19 protein-coding genes are annotated in these 22,087 nt (G+C 64.9%); 9 read left to right on the forward strand and 10 right to left on the reverse strand.

The window, feature by feature from the left end:
- The first annotated feature begins 57 nt into the window (after nucleotides 1–57).
- The 5 genes from DXK32_RS19720 (at nucleotide 58) to DXK32_RS19740 (ending at nucleotide 5,624) form a co-directional block, all read left to right on the forward strand.
- The gene (locus DXK32_RS19720) at nucleotides 58–1,524 is read left to right on the forward strand and encodes a circularly permuted type 2 ATP-grasp protein (RefSeq protein ID WP_114860062.1); all 1,467 of its coding nucleotides are present in this window, start codon (nucleotides 58–60) and stop codon (nucleotides 1,522–1,524) included.
- On the forward strand, nucleotides 1,521–2,498 hold the full coding sequence (locus tag DXK32_RS19725; RefSeq protein ID WP_114860063.1) for an alpha-E domain-containing protein: 978 nt from the start codon (nucleotides 1,521–1,523) through the stop codon (nucleotides 2,496–2,498). The genes DXK32_RS19720 and DXK32_RS19725 overlap by 4 nt, the downstream gene beginning before the upstream one ends.
- A gap of 89 nt (nucleotides 2,499–2,587) precedes the next feature.
- A complete protein-coding gene (locus DXK32_RS19730) occupies nucleotides 2,588–3,328 on the forward strand; it encodes an arginyltransferase (RefSeq protein ID WP_114860064.1) in 741 nt (246 codons plus the stop codon).
- Nucleotides 3,329–3,552: 224 nt separating this feature from the next.
- The gene (locus tag DXK32_RS19735) at nucleotides 3,553–4,092 is read left to right on the forward strand and encodes a TRAP transporter small permease subunit (protein WP_114860065.1); all 540 of its coding nucleotides are present in this window, start codon (nucleotides 3,553–3,555) and stop codon (nucleotides 4,090–4,092) included.
- A 20-nt stretch (nucleotides 4,093–4,112) separates the two neighbouring features.
- Entirely contained in the window at nucleotides 4,113–5,624 is a 1,512-nt protein-coding gene (locus DXK32_RS19740) for a TRAP transporter large permease (protein WP_114860066.1), read from the forward strand.
- A gap of 118 nt (nucleotides 5,625–5,742) precedes the next feature.
- Here the strand turns inward: DXK32_RS19740 and DXK32_RS19745 are convergent, their stop codons facing one another.
- The 5 genes from DXK32_RS19745 to DXK32_RS32255 all read right to left on the reverse strand — a co-directional run bounded on the left by DXK32_RS19745 (nucleotide 5,743) and on the right by DXK32_RS32255 (nucleotide 11,788).
- Nucleotides 5,743–6,840, reverse strand: coding sequence for a TRAP transporter substrate-binding protein (locus DXK32_RS19745; RefSeq protein ID WP_014198296.1), 1,098 nt, complete (start codon nucleotides 6,838–6,840; stop codon nucleotides 5,743–5,745).
- Between the two features lie 491 nt (nucleotides 6,841–7,331).
- Entirely contained in the window at nucleotides 7,332–9,602 is a 2,271-nt protein-coding gene (gene parC / locus DXK32_RS19750) for a DNA topoisomerase IV subunit A (RefSeq protein ID WP_114860067.1), read from the reverse strand.
- An 18-nt stretch (nucleotides 9,603–9,620) separates the two neighbouring features.
- Nucleotides 9,621–10,346 carry a DNA repair protein RecO gene (gene recO, locus DXK32_RS19755; RefSeq protein ID WP_432612356.1) on the reverse strand — a complete coding sequence of 242 codons (726 nt, stop codon included), beginning with the start codon at nucleotides 10,344–10,346 and terminating at the stop codon, nucleotides 9,621–9,623.
- A gap of 182 nt (nucleotides 10,347–10,528) precedes the next feature.
- Nucleotides 10,529–10,762: a hypothetical protein gene (locus DXK32_RS19760; protein WP_162801257.1), complete on the reverse strand. Its 234-nt coding sequence runs from the start codon at nucleotides 10,760–10,762 to the stop codon at nucleotides 10,529–10,531.
- A gap of 42 nt (nucleotides 10,763–10,804) precedes the next feature.
- On the reverse strand, nucleotides 10,805–11,788 hold the full coding sequence (locus DXK32_RS32255; RefSeq protein WP_162801259.1) for a hypothetical protein: 984 nt from the start codon (nucleotides 11,786–11,788) through the stop codon (nucleotides 10,805–10,807).
- 376 nt (nucleotides 11,789–12,164) lie between these two features.
- Here DXK32_RS32255 and DXK32_RS19765 point away from each other — a divergent pair, with 376 nt between their 5' ends.
- From DXK32_RS19765 to DXK32_RS19775, 3 genes are all read left to right on the forward strand, one after another.
- Nucleotides 12,165–14,702: a sensor domain-containing protein gene (locus DXK32_RS19765; protein ID WP_114860069.1), complete on the forward strand. Its 2,538-nt coding sequence runs from the start codon at nucleotides 12,165–12,167 to the stop codon at nucleotides 14,700–14,702.
- Between the two features lie 7 nt (nucleotides 14,703–14,709).
- Complete coding sequence (locus DXK32_RS19770) at nucleotides 14,710–15,534, forward strand: hypothetical protein (RefSeq protein ID WP_205215772.1); 825 nt, start codon at nucleotides 14,710–14,712, stop codon at nucleotides 15,532–15,534.
- A 145-nt stretch (nucleotides 15,535–15,679) separates the two neighbouring features.
- Nucleotides 15,680–16,063 (forward strand): hypothetical protein, encoded by a 384-nt coding sequence (locus tag DXK32_RS19775; protein WP_114860070.1) that lies wholly within the window; start codon nucleotides 15,680–15,682, stop codon nucleotides 16,061–16,063.
- Between the two features lie 18 nt (nucleotides 16,064–16,081).
- Here the strand turns inward: DXK32_RS19775 and DXK32_RS32260 are convergent, their stop codons facing one another.
- From DXK32_RS32260 to DXK32_RS19790, 5 genes are all read right to left on the reverse strand, one after another.
- Entirely contained in the window at nucleotides 16,082–16,423 is a 342-nt protein-coding gene (locus DXK32_RS32260; RefSeq protein ID WP_162801261.1) for a hypothetical protein, read from the reverse strand.
- A complete protein-coding gene (locus DXK32_RS32265; protein WP_162801262.1) occupies nucleotides 16,420–17,499 on the reverse strand; it encodes a hypothetical protein in 1,080 nt (359 codons plus the stop codon). The genes DXK32_RS32260 and DXK32_RS32265 overlap by 4 nt, the downstream gene beginning before the upstream one ends.
- 199 nt (nucleotides 17,500–17,698) lie before the next feature.
- The gene (locus tag DXK32_RS19780; RefSeq protein ID WP_109070310.1) at nucleotides 17,699–18,211 is read right to left on the reverse strand and encodes a hypothetical protein; all 513 of its coding nucleotides are present in this window, start codon (nucleotides 18,209–18,211) and stop codon (nucleotides 17,699–17,701) included.
- A 102-nt stretch (nucleotides 18,212–18,313) separates the two neighbouring features.
- Nucleotides 18,314–20,011: a DHA2 family efflux MFS transporter permease subunit gene (locus DXK32_RS19785; protein ID WP_247877244.1), complete on the reverse strand. Its 1,698-nt coding sequence runs from the start codon at nucleotides 20,009–20,011 to the stop codon at nucleotides 18,314–18,316.
- Nucleotides 20,012–20,065: 54 nt separating this feature from the next.
- Entirely contained in the window at nucleotides 20,066–21,172 is a 1,107-nt protein-coding gene (locus DXK32_RS19790) for an HlyD family secretion protein (RefSeq protein ID WP_114860071.1), read from the reverse strand.
- A 292-nt stretch (nucleotides 21,173–21,464) separates the two neighbouring features.
- On the opposite strand from DXK32_RS19790, the gene DXK32_RS19795 reads away from it, so the two are divergent.
- Nucleotides 21,465–22,085, forward strand: a complete 621-nt coding sequence (locus DXK32_RS19795) for a TetR/AcrR family transcriptional regulator (protein WP_114860072.1) — start codon at nucleotides 21,465–21,467, stop codon at nucleotides 22,083–22,085.
- Nucleotides 22,086–22,087: the final 2 nt, after the last annotated feature.

Raw genomic sequence — 22,087 nt, forward strand, 5'->3', positions numbered from 1 at the left:
AGGGCGTTAGCTGCGGGGGAGTCTGTGAGCGTACCCGAAGGCAAGGCGACTGACCTTTTGACGAACTATGATCCCGGCCTTTACTACGACGAATTGTTCGGAGGCCGTGATTATCCAGCCGAGCACTCGGCGCTGATCCGGCAGAGACTGGCCGGTCTGAACTTCGGGGATCTGTTGCGGCGGTCGCAGGACGCCGAACGAGAACTGTACAATCTGGGCATCACCTTCCTCGTCTATTCGAACAAGGACGCGGTGGACCGGATCCTTCCCTTCGACATCATTCCCCGGGTGATCTCGGCCAAGGAATGGGCGCATCTGGAGGCGGGAATCACCCAGCGCGTCACGGCGCTGAACCTGTTCCTCCACGACATCTACCACGACCAGAAGATCTTGAAGGACGGGGTGATCCCCGCCGACCTCGTGCTGGGCAACGGCTGCTTCCGGCCGCAGATGGTCGGGCTGGACGTGCCGTTCGACACCTACATCCACATCATGGGCACGGATCTGGTCCGCGACCGCGAGGGGACGTTCCGCGTGCTGGAGGACAACGGGCGCGTGCCGTCCGGCGTGTCCTACGTGGTCGAGAACCGCCACATGATGCAGCGCGTGTTCCCCGACCTGATGCAGGACATCGGCATCCGCCCGGTGGACAATTACGGGCACAAGCTGCTCGACGCGATGATGGAGATCGCGCCGCAGGACGTGGCCGACCCGCAGGTCGTGCTGCTGTCGCCCGGCTCCTACAACTCCGCCTATTTCGAGCACATCTTCCTGGCGCGCGAGATGGGCGTGCCGCTGGTCGAGGGCCGCGATCTGGTGGTGGAGAACGACCGCGTCTACATGAAGACCACCAACGGTCTGGCGCGAGTCGATTCGATCTACCGCCGCATCGACGACGCTTTCCTCGACCCCAAGGCCTTCAACCCGGACAGCATGCTGGGCGTGCCGGGCATCATGGAGGCCTACCGCAAGGGCAACGTGGCGCTGGCCAACGCCGTCGGCACCGGCGTGGCGGACGACAAGGCGATCTACTGCTACGTCCCGCGGATGATCAAATACTACCTGGACCAGGAGGCGATCATCCCCAACGTGGACACCCGCATCTGCCGCGAGGCCGACGCGCTGAAGTACACGCTGGACAACCTGGACAAGCTGGTGGTGAAGCCGGTCGGCGAGGCCGGCGGCTACGGCATCACCATCGGCCCGCGCGCCAGCAAGGAGGAGTTGGCGGATTGCCGGGCCAAGCTGCTGGCCGATCCGTCCAACTACATCAGCCAGCCGGTGGTCGACCTGTCCGTCTGCCCCACCGTGACCGACGACGGCATCGATCCCCGCCACGTCGATCTGCGCCCCTTCGCCATCACGGGCAAGAACACCTGGGTGCTGCCCGGCGGCCTGACCCGCGTGGCGCTGAAGAAGGGCACGCTGATCGTCAACTCGTCGCAGGGCGGCGGGTCCAAGGACACCTGGGTACTCCAGGATGGGGTGCTCCAGGATGGGTCACAGGAAGGGAGCGCGTCGTGAATCTGCTGGCCCGTTACGCCGAATGCATTTTCTGGATGGCGCGCTACATGGAGCGCGCCGAAAATCTCGCCCGTATCCTGGACGTGCATGAGACCTTCGCGCGCGACACGCGGGGGATGACCAACTGGTTCTCCATCGTCCAGCTCAACGCCGACGAGAAGGACTTCTTCAGCCGCCACGACCGCCCGACGGCGGAGGCGGTGGTCCATTACTACATGTTCGACACCCAGCACACGAACTCGCTGGTGTCCATGCTGCGCATGGCGCGGGAGAACGCCCGCGTCCTGCGCCCGTGGATCTCCACCGAGATGTGGACGCAGATCAACGTGTTCCACAACAAGCTGGTGGAGATGAACGGCAAGGACGTGGCCCTCTCCAACCTCTCCAAGGTCTGCACCTGGATCAAGGAGGAGTGCCAGACCCACACCGGCATCACCGAGGGCACCTTCTACCGCGACCAGGGCTGGTACTTCTACCAGCTCGGCAAATACATCGAGCGGGCGGACCAGACCACCCGCCTGCTCGACATCAAGTACCACACGCTGCTGCCCTCCCCCGTCGTGGTCGGCTCGACCCTGGACATGAGCCAGTGGACAACGGTGCTGCGCTCCGCCGCCGGGTACCACGCCTTCCGGCGCGTCTACCCGCGCGGCATGTCGCCCACCACGGTCGCCGGCTTCATGATGTTCAACGAGGGCTTCCCGCGATCGGTTGTGATGTGTGTGCGACAGATCGACGGCCTCTTGACCCGCCTGAAATCCCGTTACACCCTGCGCAACGGCAGCGAGGCGATGGAGAAGGTGGACGAGCTGCTCGGCGCGCTTCTGACACGCCCGATCGAGGAGGTGATCCAGCTCGGCCTGCACGAGTATCTCGACGGCGTGCAGGCCCAGCTCTGCGGCATCACCACCGAGATCGGACGCGCCTTCTTCGGCCAGGACACCGTCCCCATGACCCAGAGCCAGTCCCAGTAGCCTGCTTGAAGCAACCGTTCAGCACCCTCTCCAGCCGCAGACCCCCAACAGCCGACCCACGGGCCGGTGATTCAGAAGTCAGCCAGCCGATGTCGGTCATCCAGCCGCAACTCCGCCCGCTCCAGCAGTTCTTCCGGTCCGGGCCGATGCCCTGCCCCTACCTGCCGGGTCGGGTGGAGCGCAAGCTGTTCACCCGGCTGTTGGGGCCCTATTCGTCGGAGGTTAATTCCACCCTGTCGCGCGCCGGCTTCCGGCGCAGCCACGACATCGTCTACCGGCCGGTCTGCCCGAACTGCCAGGCCTGCGTCCCGGTCCGCATCCCGGTGGCCGCCTTCGTCCCCACCCGGTCGCAGAAGCGGGTCCGCCGGGCCAACGGCGACCTGACGCTGGCGGAGGCGCCCGCCGCCGCCACGACGGAGCAGTACCGGCTGTTCTCGCTCTACCAGAACTCCCGCCACGGCGAATCCGACATGGCGCGCATGGCCATGGCCGACTTCGCCGCCATGATCGACGAGGGGCGGGCCGACACCAGCCTGTTCGAGGCCCGCGACGCGGAGGGGCGGCTGGTCGGCTGCATGCTGACCGACCGGCTGACCGACGGCTATTCCGCGGTCTACAGCTTCTACGACCCCCGCCAGGACCGCCGCAGCCTGGGCAGCTTCATGATCCTCGGCCTGCTGGAGCGCGCCCAGACGGACGGGTTGCCCTACGTCTATCTCGGCTATTGGATCGCCCAGAGCCGCAAGATGGCCTACAAGGCCAACTTCCGTCCCCTGGAGGCGCTGGGCCGCGACGGCTGGTTCCGCTTGCCGAACGATCCGGAAGACTGACCGATCGATCGCCGGATTGCCAGCGATCGGAGACTATTGGGGCAATCACGTATAAAGGCTTTCAAGCTCTTGCGCTGCCAGGGCGACCTGCGGAATATTGCCGCAGCAAACACCCCATGGTGTTACCATAAAAGATTGAACCGGCGCCCAGCGCCACCGTTCACAGGGCAACAAAAGGAACGGGCGGGAATACACCCGTCCCAAACCAACAGGGAGGCTCTCCGTTGAGGTTCCTGCTCCGAATCAGCGGGCTGATCGATGCTGTCAACGACGGCATCGGCAAACTCGTTTATTGGCTGGTGCTGGTCGCCGTGATTGTCAGCGCCGGCAACGCGACCATCCGCTACAGCCTCCATTACAGCTCCAACGCCTGGCTTGAGCTGCAATGGTACCTGTTCTCCGCGATTTTCCTGTTGTGCTCGGGCTACACGTTCCTGCGCAACGAACACATCCGCATCGACATCGTGCTCGGCCGCTTCTCCAGGCGCGTCCAGTGCATGGTGGACATCTTCGGGATCGTCGTCTTCCTGTTCCCGATGGCCATCCTGATCATGTGGCTCTCCTGGCCGATGTTCTGGGACAGCTTCATCACCAAGGAAATGTCGAGCGACGCCGGCGGCCTGATCCGCTGGCCGGCCAAGATCCTGGTTCCTGCCGGTTTCTTCCTGCTGACCTTGCAGGCGGTGTCCGAGCTGATCAAACGCATCGCCTTCCTGGCCGGTCTCATTGACCAGCCCGGCGAGAAGATGCACAGCCACTCCTAAGAGACCGGGAACCACACACGATGGCCGCCTTCCTCATTGAGAACATGGCGCCGCTGATGTTCGCGGCGCTTGTTCTTTTCCTTTTGATGGGTTTCCCGGTCGCCTTCGCGCTCGCCGCGAACGGCCTCCTCTTCGGTCTGATCGGCATCGAGCTGGGTCTGCTGACGCCGGCGCTGTTCCAGGCGCTCCCGGAGCGCGTCTTCGGCATCATGCGCAACGACACGCTGCTGGCCATTCCCTTCTTCACCTTCATGGGCCTGATCCTCGAACGATCCGGCATGGCCGAGGACTTGCTCGACACGGTCGGGCAGCTCTTCGGCCCGCTGCGCGGCGGTCTGGCCTACGCGGTGATCTTCGTCGGCGCGCTGCTCGCCGCGACGACGGGCGTGGTGGCCGCGTCGGTCATTTCGATGGGCCTGATCTCGCTGCCGATCATGCTGCGCTACGGCTATGACCGCCGTCTGGCGTCGGGCGTCATCGCGGCGTCGGGCACGCTGGCCCAGATCATCCCGCCGTCGCTGGTGCTGATCATCCTGGCCGACCAGCTCGGCCGTTCGGTCGGCGACATGTACGCCGGCGCCCTGGTCCCCGGCCTGGTGCTGACCGGCCTCTACGCCGGCTACATCCTGGTCGTCAGCATCGTCCGCCCCGAATTCGCCCCGGCCCTGCCGCCGGAAGCGCGCAGCCTGCGCGGCTTCCAGCTCCTGTTCCGGGTGCTGACCTCGCTGGTGCCGCCGCTGGTCCTGATCTTCCTGGTGCTCGGCACCATCTTCCTCGGCATCGCGACGCCGACGGAAGGCGGCGCCATGGGTGCCGCGGGCGCCATGATCCTGGCGCTCATCAAGCGGCAGCTGAGCTGGTCGCTGATGCGTCAGGCGATGGACACGACGGCGAAGCTGTCCTCCTTCGTCATCTTCATCCTGATCGGCTCGACGGTCTTCGGTCTGGTGTTCCGCGCCGTGAACGGCGACCTGTGGGTGGAGCATCTGCTGACCAGCCTGCCGGGCGGCGAACTGGGCTTCCTGATCGTCGTCAACATCATGGTCTTCCTGCTCGCCTTCTTCCTCGACTTCTTCGAGCTGGCCTTCATCATCGTGCCGCTGCTCGCCCCGGTCGCGGAAAAGCTGGGCATCGACCTGATCTGGTTCGGCGTCCTGCTGGGCGTCAACATGCAGACCTCCTTCATGCATCCGCCCTTCGGTTTCGCCCTGTTCTTCCTGCGAAGCGTCGCTCCACGGGAGGATTACAAGGACAAGATCACCGGGAAGATCATCAAGAAGATCACCACCGGCCAGATCTACTGGGGCGCCGTGCCGTTCGTCTGTATTCAGCTGATCATGGTGGCCCTGGTCATCATGTTCCCGGAGATGGTCTTCTCCGGCCTGGATCGCGGCGAGCCGATCGATCTGGACAACGTGAAGATCGAGATCCCGGCCTTCGACGCGGGCGAGCCGCCGCCGCCCTTCGGCGCGCCGGAACAGCCCGCCGAGGACCCCAACGCCGACCTCATGAAGCAGTTGCAGGGCAAGTAGCCGGCCCTCCCTCCTCTCCCGCCCCGCGGGAGAGGAACCCGGGTCGAGAAACGGCCGGATCGTCGGCAACAAAAAAAGCCCCGCTTTCGCGGGGCTTTTTCGTGTCCGGCCTCTCTCCTTACGACTTCTTCTTCGGCGTCGGGGCGGAGTAGACGAAGTTGTCGAAGGTGTTCTCGGCAACGCGGAACCACAGGTATTCCTCGTCGCGGAACTTGCGCCACTGCTCATAGACCTTGCGGAACTTCTCGTTCTTCGCGGCCTCCTCCTCGTAGACGTCGAAGGTCGCCTGATAGCAAGCCTGCAGGATGTCGCGCGGGTAGGGCTTCAGCACCGTGCCGGCGCCGACCAGACGCTTCAGCGCGTGCATGTTCACCACGTCGTACTTGCCGACCATGTCGGCCGTCGCGTCGGCACAGGCTGCTTCGAGAATCGCCTGGTAATGCTTGGGAAGCTGCTCCCACTGCGGCAGGCTGACGAGGAAGGACACCTGCGGCCCGCCCTCCCACCAGCCGGGGTAGTAGTAGTACTTGGCGACCTTGTTGAAGCCGAGCTTCTCGTCGTCGTAGGGGCCGACCCACTCCGCCGCGTCGATGGTGCCCTTCTCCAGCGCCGGGTAGATGTCGCCGCCGGCGATCTGCTGCGGCACGACGCCCAGGCGCTGCAGGATGGTGCCGGCATAGCCGCCGATCCGGAACTTCAGGCCCTTCAGGTCCTCCACCGTCTTCAGCTCGTTGCGGAACCAGCCGCCCATCTGGGTGCCGGTGTTGCCCGCGGCGAACTGGACGATGTTGTAGCCCTTGAAGAACTCGCGCATCAGCTCCATGCCGCCGCCGTGAGTCATCCAGGCATTCTGCTGGCGCGCGTTCAGGCCGAAGGGCATCGCCGCGTCGAAGGCGAAGGTCGGGTCCTTGCCCACGTAATAATAGGAGACGGTGTGGCCGCACTCCACGGTGCCGTCCTTCACGGCGTCCAGAACCTGCAGGCCGGGGACGATTTCGCCGCTCGCGAAGGTGCGGATCTGGAACTTGCCCTCGGTCATTTCGGCGACGCGCTTGGCGACCCGCTCGGCGCCGCCGTAGATGGTGTCCAGGCTCTTGGGAAAGCTCGACGCGCAGCGCCACTTGATCTCGGGGTTGCTCTGGGCGATGGCGGGGGCGGCCAGCGTGCTGGCGGCGACACCGACACCGGCGCTGGTGATGAAGGTACGGCGTTTCATGGCGGTCTCCTTGGGTCCTCTCGTCCCGGCGTGGGCGCACGCCGCCGTTCCGGCCCCCGCGAAGGGAGCGCGGCGCGCGAACCGAAAGGCCGTTGTTTTTGAGGACGGTGTGTTTTTGAGGAAGTTGTCTGGCAACGCCGGATCGACGTCACCGTGCGGGTCACGGACCGGGACTGCCGGGGCCGACGGGCCCCCGAGCCATCGCTGTGCCTTCACACGGATCTGTGGTGACCATGCGCGTGCCTCCCTGTCGCCCGGTGTTCCTCCGGCCCCTGGCGCCCCGTTCGGGGCACCGCTTCGGTCGGCGGCACCGAGTTCGTTTTGATACAGTCACTATGCCGGAATCGCGGGTCAGAGTTCAAGTCCGAGCATGGCTGAACCCTACCAATTCGGGAACTTTCCGTCGGAAATTCCGCCAAAAGTGAAACGGGGGGCCGAAAGCCCCCCGTTTGCGCGCAACGTTCGGTGGATGGGTCCGGGAAACGGCCGGCTCAGGTGAACCGGTTGACCTTGGGGAAACCGTTGGGCGGCATCTTGCCCACGCCGGCACGGTTGCCCAACCAGCCGGTCAGGTTGGTGACGTTGAACTGCCGCTCGCCGTGCTTCCAGCTCAGCCCCTCGGCGATGGTGAAGACCTTAAGGTCGGACAGGCTGCCGTCCTTGTACTTCTGAAGCTGCACACCCTTGCCGCGGGCCATGACCGGCACCTGCTCCAACGGGAAGACCAGCAGCAGGCGGTTGTTGCCGATGACGGCGACGTGGTCGCCCTCCGCCGGGATGCAGACCTTGGCGTCCTTGTTGTCGTCGGGATTCAGGATCTGCTTGCCGGAGCGGGTCTGGGCGACGACCTCGTTCTCCTCCACCTGGAAGCCGCGCCCGTCCTCCGACGCGACCAGCAGGCGGCGGTCGGGCTGGTGCTTGAACAGGGTGATGATGTCCGCCTCGTTGCCGAGGTCGATCATCAGCCGCACCGGCTCGCCGAAGCCGCGCCCGCGCGGCAGCTTGTCGGCGGACAGGGTGTAGAATTTGCCGTTGGTGCCGAAGACGAGGAGCTTGTCGGTGGTCTCGCAATGGACCGAGAAGCCTTCCTTGTCGCCCTCCTTGTATTTGACGTCGAGGCGCTCGGCGTCGGTCAGATGGCCGCGCACCGCGCGGATCCAGCCCTTCTGCGAGCACAGGACGGTCAGCGGCTCGCGCTCCACCATGGCGTCGACGGGGATGTCGATGATCGCCGTCGCGGTGGCCACCTGGGTCCGGCGGTCCTCGCCGAAGCGCTTGCGCGTCTCCTCCGTCTCCTTGCCGATCCTCTCCCAGCGCAGAACCGTGTCGGAGAGAAGCTCCGTCAGCCCGGCCTTCTCGGCGCTCAGCGCGTCGTTCTCGCGCTGGATCTCCATCTCCTCCAGCTTGCGCAGGTTGCGCAGCCGCATGTTCAGGATGGCCTCGGCCTGCACCTCGGTCAGGGAGAAGGCGCGCATCAGCTCCTGCTTGGGCTCGTCCTCCTCGCGGATGATGCGGATCACCTCGTCCAGGTTCAGATAGGCGATCAGATAGCCGCCCAGAACCTCCAGCCGGTGGTCGATTTTGGCCAGCCGATGGCGGGACCGGCGCTCAAGAACCTCCATCCGATGGTCGAGGAAGGCGTCCAGAACCTCGAACAGGTTCATGACGCGCGGGGCGTTGTCCTTGCCCAGCACGTTCATGTTCATGGCGAAGCGGATTTCCAGATCGGTCGTCTGGAACAGCGAGGCCATCAGGACCTCGGGGTCGACGTTGCGGCTCTTCGGCACCAGGACGAGACGCACGTCCTCCGCCGACTCGTCGCGCACGTCCTCCAGCAGCAGCAGCTTGCGGTTGGTCAGAAGCTCCGCGATCTTCTCGACCAGACGGGCCTTCTGCACCTGATACGGGACCTCGGTGACGACGACCTGCCAGGTGCCCTGTCCGAGCTTCTCCACCTCCCACTTGGCGCGCAGGCGGAAGGAGCCGCGCCCGGTCCGGTAGGCCTCCACCACGTTGGCGCGCGGCTCCACCAGAACCCCGCCGGTCGGGAAGTCGGGGCCGGAGATCAGGGTGACCAGATCCTCGATCGACGGAGGGGGCGGCGCCTCCTTGCCGGCCAGAAGCGCCTTCTCGCGGCGCTGCCGGTACTTCACGATCAGCCGCAGGGCGGAGCAGAGCTGGGCGGCGTTGTGCGGCGGGATGTTGGTCGCCATGCCGACGGCGATGCCGCTGGAACCGTTGGCCAGCAGGTTGGGGAAGTTGGCCGGCAGGACCGCCGGCTCGTCCCCGTCGCCGTCGTAGGTCGGGCGGAAATCGACCGCGTCCTCGTCGATGCCTTCCAGCAGAGCCTTGGCGACGTCGGTCAGGCGCGCCTCGGTGTAGCGCATGGCCGCGGCGTTGTCGCCGTCGATGTTGCCGAAGTTCCCCTGCCCGTCCACCAGCGGGTAGCGCACCGCGAAATCCTGCGCCAGTCGGACCAGCGCGTCGTAGACGGAGGTGTCGCCGTGCGGGTGGAACTTGCCGATCACATCGCCGACCACGCGGGCCGACTTCTTCGGCGGGGTCGAGGGGTCGAGCCGCAGCTGGCTCATGGCGTAGAGCAGACGCCGGTGCACCGGCTTCAGCCCATCGCGCACGTCGGGCAGCGACCGCGCCATGATGGTGGACAGCGCGTAGCTCAGATACCGCTCGCTCAGCGCGTCGCGGAGCGGCTTTTCCTGGATATCGAGGACGGGGTCTTGGGCAGGGTCTCGGGACGTCATGGCGCGTGGATACCAAATCTAGCGGCCACGCGCCACAATGTTCTCGTAACGTTCTCTTAATCGCAGCCTTGCGGGCGGCAGCGGGCCGTTGAGCAGGTGGCGCTCCAGGAAATGGCCGGTCAGGCGCAGCCCCTCCGCCACCGCCAGCGGCCCGCCGCCGCCCAGCCCGATCAGGAATCCGGGCAGCGGCAGCAGCCGGTCGCGGTAGGGCTCCCCGGCCGACGCCGACACCGCGCGGCCGGTGCGCGGGCTGACATAGGCGAGATAGTCGTTCGCCCCGGTGACCGCGCAGCGGTCGAGGTCGAGCCCGAATCCGAGTTCGGCGAGCAGCCCGACCTCCCACCGCACGTGGGACTCGGCCCAGGCGTCGCCGCCCAGCAGCCCGAACAGCGCCAGCAGCCCGTCGAACAGCGCCGGGTGCGGCTGGTGTTCCGGCAGGGCGGCCTCGGCCAGCGCGCAGGCGGCGGTCAGGGTGGCGAGTCGCAACGGATCGTCGAGAAAGGCGGCGGAATAGCCCTGCACCACCTCCAGCGTCAGGTTGCCCAGATGCTCGGGCAGGCGCCCGCGCCAGCGCGCCGACACCAGCGTGCCGGGCTCCAGCGCCGCCCGGTTGCGGCTGGACCGCCCGCCCGTCACCATGCCGGCGTGCCGCCCATGGTCCCGAGTCAGCAGGGTGACGACCGCCGAGGTCTCACCATGCGGCCGCGCCGACAGCACGACGCCCTGATCGGACCATTCCATCACATGTCAGCCCTGGGAAAGGCGAAGGCCATGCCGCCCCTCCGTTCGTGTGCCCCCGCATCCATATGCCGCGTCGGCAGGGGCACTGTCGCGCCAAATCGACTGTTCTTCAAAATAGTCAAAAAAATCCATCGCCCGCCGAACAGCAGACGTCAAAATCAATAAAGGCAATTTTCCAAATACGCCTAAGATGAAGAATCCAAAAGCGCCGAAATACTGTTTATGTTGTATGTTCTGTGCATGTCTATATCGTGGGCGCCTTCCGTACCCTTCACGGTCACGAAGACCTTGAAGGATGTCTCGTCCTCTGACTGAACCTTTATCGGCTCCACCCTTACCGTCAACCGGCCCTGGTTGGAGCGCGGGGGCTGGGATAAGCCGAGAGGCACATCCGCATCGCCGCTGACATCGATCTCCATCGAACACTCCATGGATCGCATCACAAGAAAAACAGACGATACCTAGTCAACCCTTGCAGGGAAAGCAATAAGCCTTCTGTGGGAAGCCATGTGGCTTTTCGTCTGGCTAAGAACCGTATAAAGCACATCCGCGTAGGCACTCGCCAGCTCTGGACAATATCTTCTGTCAAATGCGCGGCTGCTCTCACAATCCACACAGACGAATCCCCAATAGTCATCTTGAACATGACCTTGCAGAGACGGCTTATTTTCCGGGGTCGTTTCATACTTTATACCATCCCCGTATTGAAATCGGATTGGCACGGCAAGTGTGCTCTTGAAGGGCAGCTTCCATCCGACAACCTTGGAAAACCCCAGGAACGTACGGATCTCTGGCTCTCCGACGATTGAGAACGCCCCGTTGTGATACTTATGGATTCGCCACTCCCGGATCAGATTGTTTCGAAGATAATATCGGCTACAACCATCCAATCCGTAAAATATGTTCTTCAAACTCGTAAATTCATGAAGGGACATGGGCCTCATCGCAACCGACCGTCGCTTTGATGACAGAATGTCCTCCTTGACAACCGCGACAAGAAATTTGTTGTCGTCGCCCTGCTTCTGCAGCTCTTTTATAGAAACTCGGCAGTGCTTTCCGGTGATCAGGGTAAAACAATTTGCGAGACTGCTTGCGATGTTGGAAAGAAGCTCATCAAGGCTTGGATCCTGCCCCAGATGAAGCTCCGCCACATAATCGCGGGCAATATGGCAGGCATAATGCAAATGAAGAACCGCTTGCGCGTAGCGATGAAGCTTCTGCTGCTCGCGAACAATGATATAAAACAAGGACGCCAACAAAAGAGAGACAACGGAAACCGCATACACCACCCCGACCCAATCCTGCGGAAACCAAACCGGGGACACAAACAAGCTCAATATGGAGGCCAGTCCAGCGGCAACCGCGAACCAGGAGGAGGCATGATCAAAATTCTTCTTGGGGAGCTGCTCTCGGTAGGCAGCTCTTTTTGTATTCGAATTTTCCATCCGGCAACCCATGAAAGCGCAGTTTTCTCAAAGATACGCAAACATACCAGAGCATTCACTTTTAAGCTCGACCAACAATCTAGTTCATGCACTTAGACAACGTCAATTATCGCTTTTGTTTGCACACCAACGCAGTGATCAGCCGAATCGGTCTCGCATTACTGGCGACGACTGGGAGTTCCTCGCGCTTCCGCCTTCCGGACCGGCCTTCCGGACTGGCCGAAAAATCGTGCGGCGCACGAGTGGCACGAGCTCGCACGCGACCGCTGTGGGGCAAGCGGACCGTTCATGCGCATTCAGCTTCATTTCTCATTCACCATTCGGGCACTATGTTGCGAGTCACAGGATGCGGGCACGCCGCGGCGGTGAGGGGGCATTGAGCAGCACGATCGAGCGATATCTGCTGGCCGAGAAAGCCGGCTCCGAAGGCGTCTGGGACTGGGACCTTCGCAACGATACGATGTTCCTGTCTCCCCGCTTCAAGGAGTTTCTCGACCTGCCGCCGGGCGACGTCAATCGCCCGGAAGATTGGCTCGACCGCGTCCACCCTGAGGACATCGACTGGCTGTACGCCTCCTTCGAAGGCCAGATGGTCGGCGTCTCGCTGCCTTTCCAGATCGAACACCGCGTCCGCCGCGCCGGCACCGGCTTATCGTCGCCGGACGGCGGCTTGTCGCCGGACGACGGCGAGTCCGGCTGGCGCTGGCTGGTCTGCCGCGGCATGGCGGTTCCCGACGAATCGGGCGATCCGGTCCGCCTCGTCGGGTCGGTCGCCGACATCACCGACCGCAAGCACGCCGAACGCCAGCTGCGCCGGAGCGAGGAGCGCTACGCGCTCGCCGCCGCGGCCAGCAACGACGGGCTGTGGGATTGGGATCTCGAAACCGGAACCGTCTATTACTCGCCGCGCTGGCTGTCGCTCCTCGGTCTGGAGGTGGGCAGCGTCGGCAGCAGTCCCGACGAATGGATGGAGCGCGTCCATCCCGACGATCGCCCGCCGCTGCGCGCGGCGCTGGACGCGCTGGGCGGCGACGACACCGTGTTCCAGATCGAATACCGCGTGCGCCACGCCGACGGCGGCACCCGCTGGATGGCCTGCCGCGGCATCGCCGTCCTGGGTGCCCAGGGCCGCCCGGTGCGGCTGGTCGGCAGCCAGGCCGACGTCACCGACCGCAAGACCGCCGAGCGGCGCCTGCTGCAGAGCGAGGAGCGCTACGCGCTGGCCGCCGCCGGCGCCAACGACGGGCTGTGGGACTGGCGGCTGGACACGGGCGAGGTCTACTACTCCCCGCGCTGGGCGGCCATGCTCGGCTGCGCCGCGGAGAGCCTGTCCAACCGGATCGGCGAATGGTTCGACCGCGTGCACCCCGACGATCTGGCCGGGCTGCGCACCGCCATCGACCTGCACCTGAGCGGCGAGCGCGAGCATCTCCAGCATGTCTTCCGCATCAGCGCCGCCGACGGGGACGAGCTGTGGATGCTGGTCCGCGGGCTCGCCGTTCGCGACGGGTCGGGCCGGTCGGTGCGAATCGCCGGTTCGATGACCGACATCACCGCCCAGAAGCGGGCGGAGCAGCAGCTTCTGTTCGACGCCTTCCACGACGGCATGACCGGGCTGCCCAACCGGACCCTGCTGCTGGATCGCATCGGGCAGGCGCTGGACCGCAACCGGCGGGCCGGTGGCAAGGCCTTCGCCGTCATCTTCGTCGATCTCGACCGCTTCAAGTCGATCAACGACGCGCTGGGGTCCAGCGTCGGCGACCGTCTGCTGAAGACCATCGCGGAGCGGCTGGACGAGACCCGCCGCATGGGCGACACGCTGGCCCGCCTGTCGGCGGACGAATTCGCCGTTCTGCTGGACGGCATCGACGACGTGGGCGACGCCCTGTCCGCGGCGGAGCGCATGGGCGAGGCCGTCGCCCGTCCCCTGGCCCTGGACGGGCACGAACTCGTCCTGTCGGCCTCCATCGGCATCGCGCTCAGCGTTTCCGGCTACGACCGGGCGGAGGAGATGCTGCGCGACGCCAGCCTCGCCATGTACCGGGCCAAGTCGGGCGGGCGGGCGCGCATCGACGTGTTCGACAGCAACCTGCGCCGTCAGGCGATGGCCCAGATGCGCACGGAAACCGACCTGCGCACGGCGCTGGAGCAGAACCAGCTCGTCCTCTACTACCAGCCGATCGTCGCCCTGTCCTCCGGGCACATCGCCGGGTTCGAGGCGCTGATGCGCTGGAAGCACCCGCAGCGCGGGCTGGTCCCGCCGGGCGAGTTCATTCCGCTGGCCGAGGAATCGGGGCTGATCGTCCCGATGGGCCGCTGGGCGCTGCGCGAGGCGGCGCGCCAGCTCGGCCAGTGGCAGACCCGCTTCCCCCGCCCCGCCCCGCTGTTCATGAGCGTGAACGTCTCCTCCCGCCAGTTCAGCGACGACGACCTGATCGGGCTGGTCAGCGAGGTTCTCCAGGAAAGCGGGGTTCCGCCGTCGAGCCTGAAGCTGGAGATCACGGAAAGCCTGCTGATGAAGGACCCCGCCAAGTGCCGGGTGCTGATGCAGGGCATCCGCGACATGGACGTGCGCCTGTCCATCGACGATTTCGGCACCGGCTATTCGTCGCTGTCCTACCTGCACAAGTTCCCGGCCGACACGCTGAAGATCGACCGCAGCTTCGTCCAGGCCATCTCGTCGGGCGAGGGCAACGCCGCCATCGTGCAGGTGATCGCCACCCTGGCCGCCATCCTGGGCATGGAGGCGGTGGCCGAAGGCGTGGAGACCGAGATGGAGTCGGAGTTCCTGCGCGACATCATGTGCAAGTACGCCCAGGGCTATCTCTATGCCCGCCCGGCCCCCGCCGACGCCATCGAGGCGCTGCTGCTCCGCGAGGCGGAGGAACCGCTGGTCCTGCCCAGCCTGGCGTAGAGGGGGATTGCCTGACAAGGCTTCGGCGCGGCGTTTGCTCCCGCGCCGCGAATCCCGTCCGCCCCGACATCCCCCTCAGGTTGATCGATCGCGAATTCATGAAAACCAATCGCTTGATTTCGCACGATTGAACCATCAAGAATTGCAATCTGCGGTGATGAAGAGGACCTTTCCTTCCGAACGCGTCCATGGGGTGCCGCATCACTCAGCCCAAGAATGGAAACAGCGGGAAAAAACAATGGCCATGGGGAAATTTCGCGCGGCGTTTTTAGCAATAGGCACGATGCTTCTGCTCAATGCCTGCGCCAGCTCGCACATGCGTGATGCGCCGGAGCCCGTTGCGGCGACCAAGCCCGCGGAAAACGCCGCAACGCTTGTCCTGATGCGGCCCTCGTTCTTTGGCGGCGCCATTCAGTCGTCGGTCTACGACATAACGACCGGGAATTCCGAATTCGTCGGCATCGTTTCCGCTGGAAAGAAGATCGCCTATGAAGCCCCCGCGGGCAAGCGACGCCTGATGGTTGTCGGTGAATCGGCCGATTTCATGGATGCCGATTTCGCGGCGGATCAAATTTACTACGCCCGCGTCGTTCCACGGCTTGGAATGTGGAAAGCCCGTTTTTCCCTGGAGCCGGTTCCAGCCTCCTCGTCCGAGCTGGAGAGCGATTTGAAATCCTGCACTTGGGTGGAAAACACGCCAGCGTCGCATGATTGGGCGCGCGCCAACATGCAAAGCGTGGATGCGAAAAAGGCGGAGTATCTGGACGAATGGGAGAAAGGAACGGACAAGCCGTTCATCGCCCAGGACACCGGCCGGAAAGCGCATCCTTAGAGGGGCCGCCGGAGCGCCCCGGCGGTACCCAGCGGCCGATCCGGTCCACTGGGGCGCTTCCCCCATCCAACGGACACTTTCCCCGGCACCGCCCTTTGTGCGAGTGTCCGCGCTCTTTCACCGGGACAGATCAGGATTTTGCGTTATGGCCGAGCGCGACTGCGGAGAATGCACGCTGTGCTGCAAGCTGATGGGCGTGCCCGAACTGAAGAAGCCGTCGGCCAAATGGTGCGTGTCCTGCGACCAGGGCAAGGGTTGCACCGTCTATGAGGAGCGCCCGCAGTCCTGCCGGAACTTCCAATGCTTCTGGCTGATGGATGAGGCTTTCCCCGACGAATTCCGGCCCGACCGCATCAACGCCCTGGCCGCCTTCAACGATGTGAAGGACAGCTGCGTCCTCCACGTCGATCCGGCCAAGCCGCGCGCCATGTCCAGCCCGAAGGTCAACGCGCTGATCGACGCGCTCCTCAAGAGCTACGCCAAGGTGTTCGTTCTGTCCGGCAAGGAAAGCGCGCTGATCCAGCGGTAGCCCAGCTTGACCCCGTCACTATCGGGTCTGCATCTGCATTTTCTTCTGCATCGAGTCGATGGACGGTAAACGGTAAGTATCCGGCTTCGCGTTCTTCAGCATGTCCTGAGTGCTGGGAGAAGTCTGTTCAAGGGTATTACCGCCCAGTTTTGCCGTCCCCGTTGGCGACGGAGCGTCAGACAATCCACGGCTCGTGATCCCTCTGCCGTGTACTCCGGGCGACTTTGTGGAGAAGAGGAGCCGGCAATCGGGCTGCGGTTCGCAGGTTTCGACGTTCAGGGCATCCGCAGCCTGCAAGCGCCCCTCTGGAAGCCAGAGCACGACGATGGCAGCCGAGGCAATGGTCAGGATTCTGGTCATGGGACACTCACATTCGAAGGGGTGCTTGGCTCCAGCGCGAAGGTGATCGCCCGGAACCCGAAGGCGATAGGACGCTGAAAGGACTGGCGCAGCAGAAATTCGGAACTGTCGGCACGGGCATTCTTCCCATGAACCAGGAAACCTCCGGGCGGAGCGTCGCCACCGTTGCGCGTACTGGCCTCACCACCGGTCTCCGCCGATCCGGGCGGGCTGGGGACATCGGATGCACGCACAAAAGCCACAGTGGAATCTCCGGCGGCTTTGATCGCTCCCTCGCGCATCCGCCTGTGCTCGATTTCCCGCGTGAGAAACACACGGTTTATAAAGTGGATATTAAGCTTTGCAATGTACTCGCCGTTACGGGTTGCCAGGACTCTCCGGTCAACTCCGTAAGCCAGTGCTCTGCGCACGAAAGCATCCGAGCATAGAAGTTGTGTCTTGGAATCGCTGCACCATTGGTCGAGCCGCACCACCGCCGCTGCCACTGGAACACCATAGGTTTCGGCAACGGGAATGCGAACCTCCTCCACCATGCTTTCCTCGCGTCCCGCACTGAGACCAGCAAAGGACAAATCCATGGAGCCGGTTGCTTGGTTGGAGCGCCGTATCGTTATTCCAGGAAACGCCGCTATGGTCAGTTGAATACGGTCACCGGGAGCGGCGTTTGCGATTTCTGCACTGGTCTGCCGTCGGATCTTTCCATCATTGGTAACATCCGACGTTTCCGAAAATTGGAAGCGATTATTTTGTTCGCGCAGCAATTCGTTGCGCAGACTGAGATGTGCCACACGCAAGCCGCGCCCCAGCAACGGCATGTCCTCCGTTTCAGCAATCACCGCCCATACGTCGCCGACATTCACGTCCTCTTCCGGTGGGAACACGGGAATGATCCCGAGCTTGGCAATCCCATCATTCCAAGACTTCGCGAGGCTTTCAGTTTGGCTCTCCGGCAAAGGCGGGGCAAACGGCCGCACGGCTAGAACGATGTAGGTACCGGCCAGGACCGCTACGATCACCGCCAGAAGCGCCGGACCATGGCGCCGCCATCGATCATACACGAAGGACCCAATCGGCATGACCCGTCCCCGCCACACTCATGCGAACGCATTAAAGCATATTACTCGCCCATAGAGAGCGAAATACATCTTACGAGGCCGCTCACGTTGCACGCAACACGCATTTCTGATGACTTTCAGGAACGCTCATTGCCGCGTGGATCACGTTGAGGGAGCCCTAATTTGGTGTGCGCCTTGCCCGCTCCCTCTAATCCAGGCGTCATCCCCCACGGAAGTTGAGCAGGCTCGGCGCCTTGTCGATGATTTCCTCCAGGATCAGGGAGGCGGTCTCCAGATCGCGCTCCAGATCCGCGCCGAGCTTGCCGGCGTAGTTGGGGCGCTTCAGCTTCTCGTGGGCGTCGTGCAGGCTGCGCAGCTCCGCCACGAAGATCTCGCGGGCGCCCATCGGCAGGATCGGGTTGGCCGACAGCACGAAGAAGAAGCGCATGCTGGCCCGCACCAGAAGGGCCAGCATCACCGTGTCCAGCCGTTCGAACTGGTCGCGCAGATCGTCGGAGCGGGTGTCCACGAGGTTGCGCAGCCGCTGCTCGATCAGGATGACCAGCGCCTGGAACTCGCCCACCTTGTCGCGGAATTCGCGGTAGGCGCCGAAGCTGTGCTTGCTCGCCTCGTGCTCGGCCAGCTGGGCGAGCTTCGACGCCTCCCGGCACTGGCGCTCCAGCGCGGACAGCAGTTCCTTGACCTCGGCGCGGGTGTATTGGCGCTTGCTCATGACGGCGGATAAGACCCTTCGACGCGACGGCCTGCCCTATAGCACGAAGACAGGCGTCGGTCACCGGGACGCTTCACCGGCGCGACGACGGTGTCACCGCGATCAGTGATCCGCCGCCGCCGGCTTGCCGCCCGGACGCCGCACCAGCGGCATCAGCAGGAGCCCGGCGAAGAACACGCCGGCCATCAGCAGCAGGCAGTCGTTGAAGGTCAGCACCAGGGCCTCGCGCTCGACCATGCGGGCCAGCGTCTTCATGGCGGCGGCCTGCGGGTCGGCGACCAGCCCGTCGAACTTGGCCGCCAGCCCGTCCAGCGTCTCCTGCACCAGCGGGCGGGCGAGGTTCAGGTTGTCGCCCAGCCGGTTCATGTGCAGGGCCGACCGTTCCAGCAGCACGGTGTTGATCGCTGCCAGCCCGATGGCGCCGCCCAGGTTGCGCATCAGGTTGTAGAGGCCCGACGCGTTCTTGAGCTGCTCCGGCGGCAGGGTGCCGAGCGCGATGGTGTTCACCGGGATGAAGCACAGCATCAGCGACAGGCCGCGCACCGCCTGCGGCAGGAACAGCTCCCAGAAGCCGGACTGGTTGGTCAGGTGGGCGTTCAGCCAGACGCCCGTGCCGAACAGGCACAGTCCCAGCGCCAGCATCACCCGCAGATCCATCTTCTTCGACAGCGCCCCGGCGATCGGCGCGGACAGGAATTGGAAGGCGCCGGTCACGAACATGATCGTGCCGATCTGCAAACTGTTCAGCCCGCGCACCCGCGCCAGGAACAGCGGCTGCAAATAGACCGCCCCGTAGAGCCCGATGCCGATGATGAAGCTGTAGAGCGAGCCGATGGCGAAGTTGCGGTCCAGGAAGGCGCGCAGCTCGACGATCGGGTTGCCGTAGGTCAGGACCCGCCAGAAGAAGCCGACGGCGGCCACCGCGGCGACCACGGCGAAGATCGCCACATACTCGTCCTGGAACCAGTCCTGGCGCGGGCCTTCCTCGACCACGAACTCCAGGCTGCCCAGAAAGGCGGCCATCAGCCCCAGCCCGATGAAGTCGAAGCCCTTGCGCAGCGCCGGGTTGGGCTTGTCCACGTCGACCAGCGTCCACACCAGCGAGGTCACGGCGATGCCCGGCAGCACATTGGCCAGGAACAGCCAGTGCCAGGAGAAGCTCTGGGTCAGCCAGCCGCCCAAAGTCGGACCGAGGGTCGGCGCCATGGTGGCGACCAGACCGATCATCACCGACACGCCGGCCCGCTTCTCCGGCGGGAACAGGGAGAAGCTGGTGGCGAAGACGGTCGGGATCATCGCGCCGCCGATGAAGCCCTGGAGCGCCCGCCACACGATCATCGATTCGATGCTGGAGGTGAAGGCGCAGGCGACGCTGGTCAGGGTGAAGCCGGCGGCGGCGATGGTGAACAGCACGCGGGTGGAGAGAATCCGCGCCAGCATGCCGGACAGCGGGATCATCACCACCTCGGCGATGAGGTAGGAGGTCTGCACCCACGAGATTTCGTCGGCGCTGGCCGCGAGGCCCGCCTGGATCTCCGACAGGGAGCTGGAGACGATCTGGATGTCCAGGATCGCCATGAACATGCCGACGACCATGGACAGGAAGCCCAGCCAGTCGCGGGTGGTCACCGGGCGCGGCCCGGCGCCGGGTCCTGCGTTGGAAGGGGAAGGAGCCGCCGCGCCCCGGCCCGCGGGGGGCGGGGGAGCTTGGAGCCGGGGCGCGGCGGTCTCGCCACCCGCGTCCGCCGGGGGATTGGCGGCGCGGGCGGTGGGGGTGTCGTCGTTGGTGACGGCGGTCATGGTCGCCCTCTCCAGGACGAAAGAGATTGGAACGGAAAACGGGTGTCGGCGCGGTTACTTCGACGCGACCGTCCGGCCGGGCACCAGCGCGCCCATGACGGTGCCCCTGTCGTGCGGCTGCTCCTCGGCGCCACGGGTGTCGACCTCGGCCACCACCGACAGGCCGGGACGCAGCAGGCCGGACAAGGCGCTGTCGCGCGGCAGAGCGATGCGCACGGGCACGCGCTGCACGATCTTGGTGAAGTTGCCGGTCGCGTTCTCCGGCGGCAGCAGGCTGAACTGCGAGCCCGACGCCGGGGCGAAGCTCTCCACCCGGCCGAGCAGATGCTTGTCCGGATAGGCGTCCACCTCCACCGTCACCGGCTGGCCGGGGCGCATGCGGGCGAGCTGCGTCTCCTTGAAGTTGGCGACCACATAGACGTCGGGCAGCGGCACCAGCGAGAGAAGTTGCACGCCCGGACGCGCGTACTGGCCGACCTGGACGCCGCGGTTGCCGACCACCCCGTCCACCGGGGCGCGGATGACCGTATTGTTCAGATCGTTGCGCGCGGTCTGCAGGGCGGCCTCCGCCTGACGCAGGCGGGCGTCGGTCTCGCTGCGGCTGGCGTTCAGCACGCCGACCTGATCCTGCTCCGCGACCAGCGCCGCACGGCTGCGGGCGGTCTCCGCCGTCGCCTTGCGCAGGTCGGCGTCGGCCGTCTCGAACTTCTGGCGGCTGGCCCAGCTGTCGCTGGCGAGCGCGCGGGTGCGGTCGAAATCCTGCTGGGCGCGGCGCTGCTCGGCCTCGGCGCTGGCGACCGAGGCGGCGGCCTGATCGATGATCGCCTTCTGGAGCTGCAGCTTGCTGTCGAGGGTGCCGAGCGCCGCCCTCTGCGCGGCGACGTTGGCCTCGGCCTCCGCCACCTTGGCGCGGAAATCCTGGTCGTCGAGAACCGCCAGCACGTCGCCCGCGGCCACCTGCTGGTTCTCCGCCACCCGGACGTCCCGCACATAGGCGGAGACCTTGGGGCTCACCACCGTGATGTCGCTGTGGACGTAGGCGTTGTCGGTCGACTCGAAGAAGCGTCCCTCGGTCCACCACTCCCAGCCGGCGTAGCCGCCACCGGCCAGCGCCGCCACCGCCACACCCGACAGAACGATCTTCCGCACGGCCTTGACCATCGCAATCCAGCCCACCCGTTTCGGTTCGTCCCTGGCCTCGGGCCGGCTTGACCGCCGCCTCGCCGGAACTGAACCGTTCAGTTTAGTCTTGCGAAAACATGATCGCGGGCCTACCTGTTGTCAAGAGTGAACTGAACGGTCTAGTTTTAACGTTTGGGATTGTGGTTGAATGCGGAACGCGTTACGGCAGCGGGGACTCGGCGCACGAAGCCCTGCAGGCTCCGCCGGCACCGTGGTAGAACAGGACGCAAAGCCGGTTTCAGGACACCCGGCTTCAGGACATGAGGAACGCATGAGCACGCTGGTCGCCCCCACCCCGGAGGCAGGATCGAAGCCCGCGCAGATCCTGGAGGCCGCCGGAAAGCTGTTCCTGGACCATGGCTACGGCGCCGTCAGCATGGACGCCATCGCCAAGACGGCCAACGTGTCCAAGGCGACGCTCTACGCCCATTTCGGCAGCAAGGACGAGCTGTTCCGCGTCATGGTCGCCCGCGAGTGCAAGGGTCACGCGATGGCCGCCGTCTGCGAGGAGGCGCGCGCGCTCGACATGGCCGACGGGCTGCGCCTGATCGCCCGCCAATTCGTGACGATGATCCTGTCGCCGCAGGCGCTGGCCGGCTACCGCGTGGTCGTCGGCGAGGCGCACCGCTTCCCCGAGCTGGCGAGCGCCTTCTACGAGGCGGGCCCGGCCCGCACCATGGAGCACATCAGCGCCTTCATGACCGACCTCGACCGCCGCGGCCTGCTGCGCATCCCCGACCCGCATCTCGCGGCGGAGCAGTTCGTCGGCCTCGTCAAGTCGCACACGCATCTGCGCTTCATGCTGTGCCTGTCGGAACGCCCGACCGAGGAGCAGCTGACCCGGATCGTCGACGGCGCGGTCTCCCTGATCATCCGGGGCTACGCGCCATAACG

It is taken from the genome of Azospirillum brasilense (assembly GCF_003349955.1).
In the GTDB taxonomy this organism is placed as follows: Bacteria; Pseudomonadota; Alphaproteobacteria; order Azospirillales; family Azospirillaceae; genus Azospirillum; species Azospirillum brasilense_B.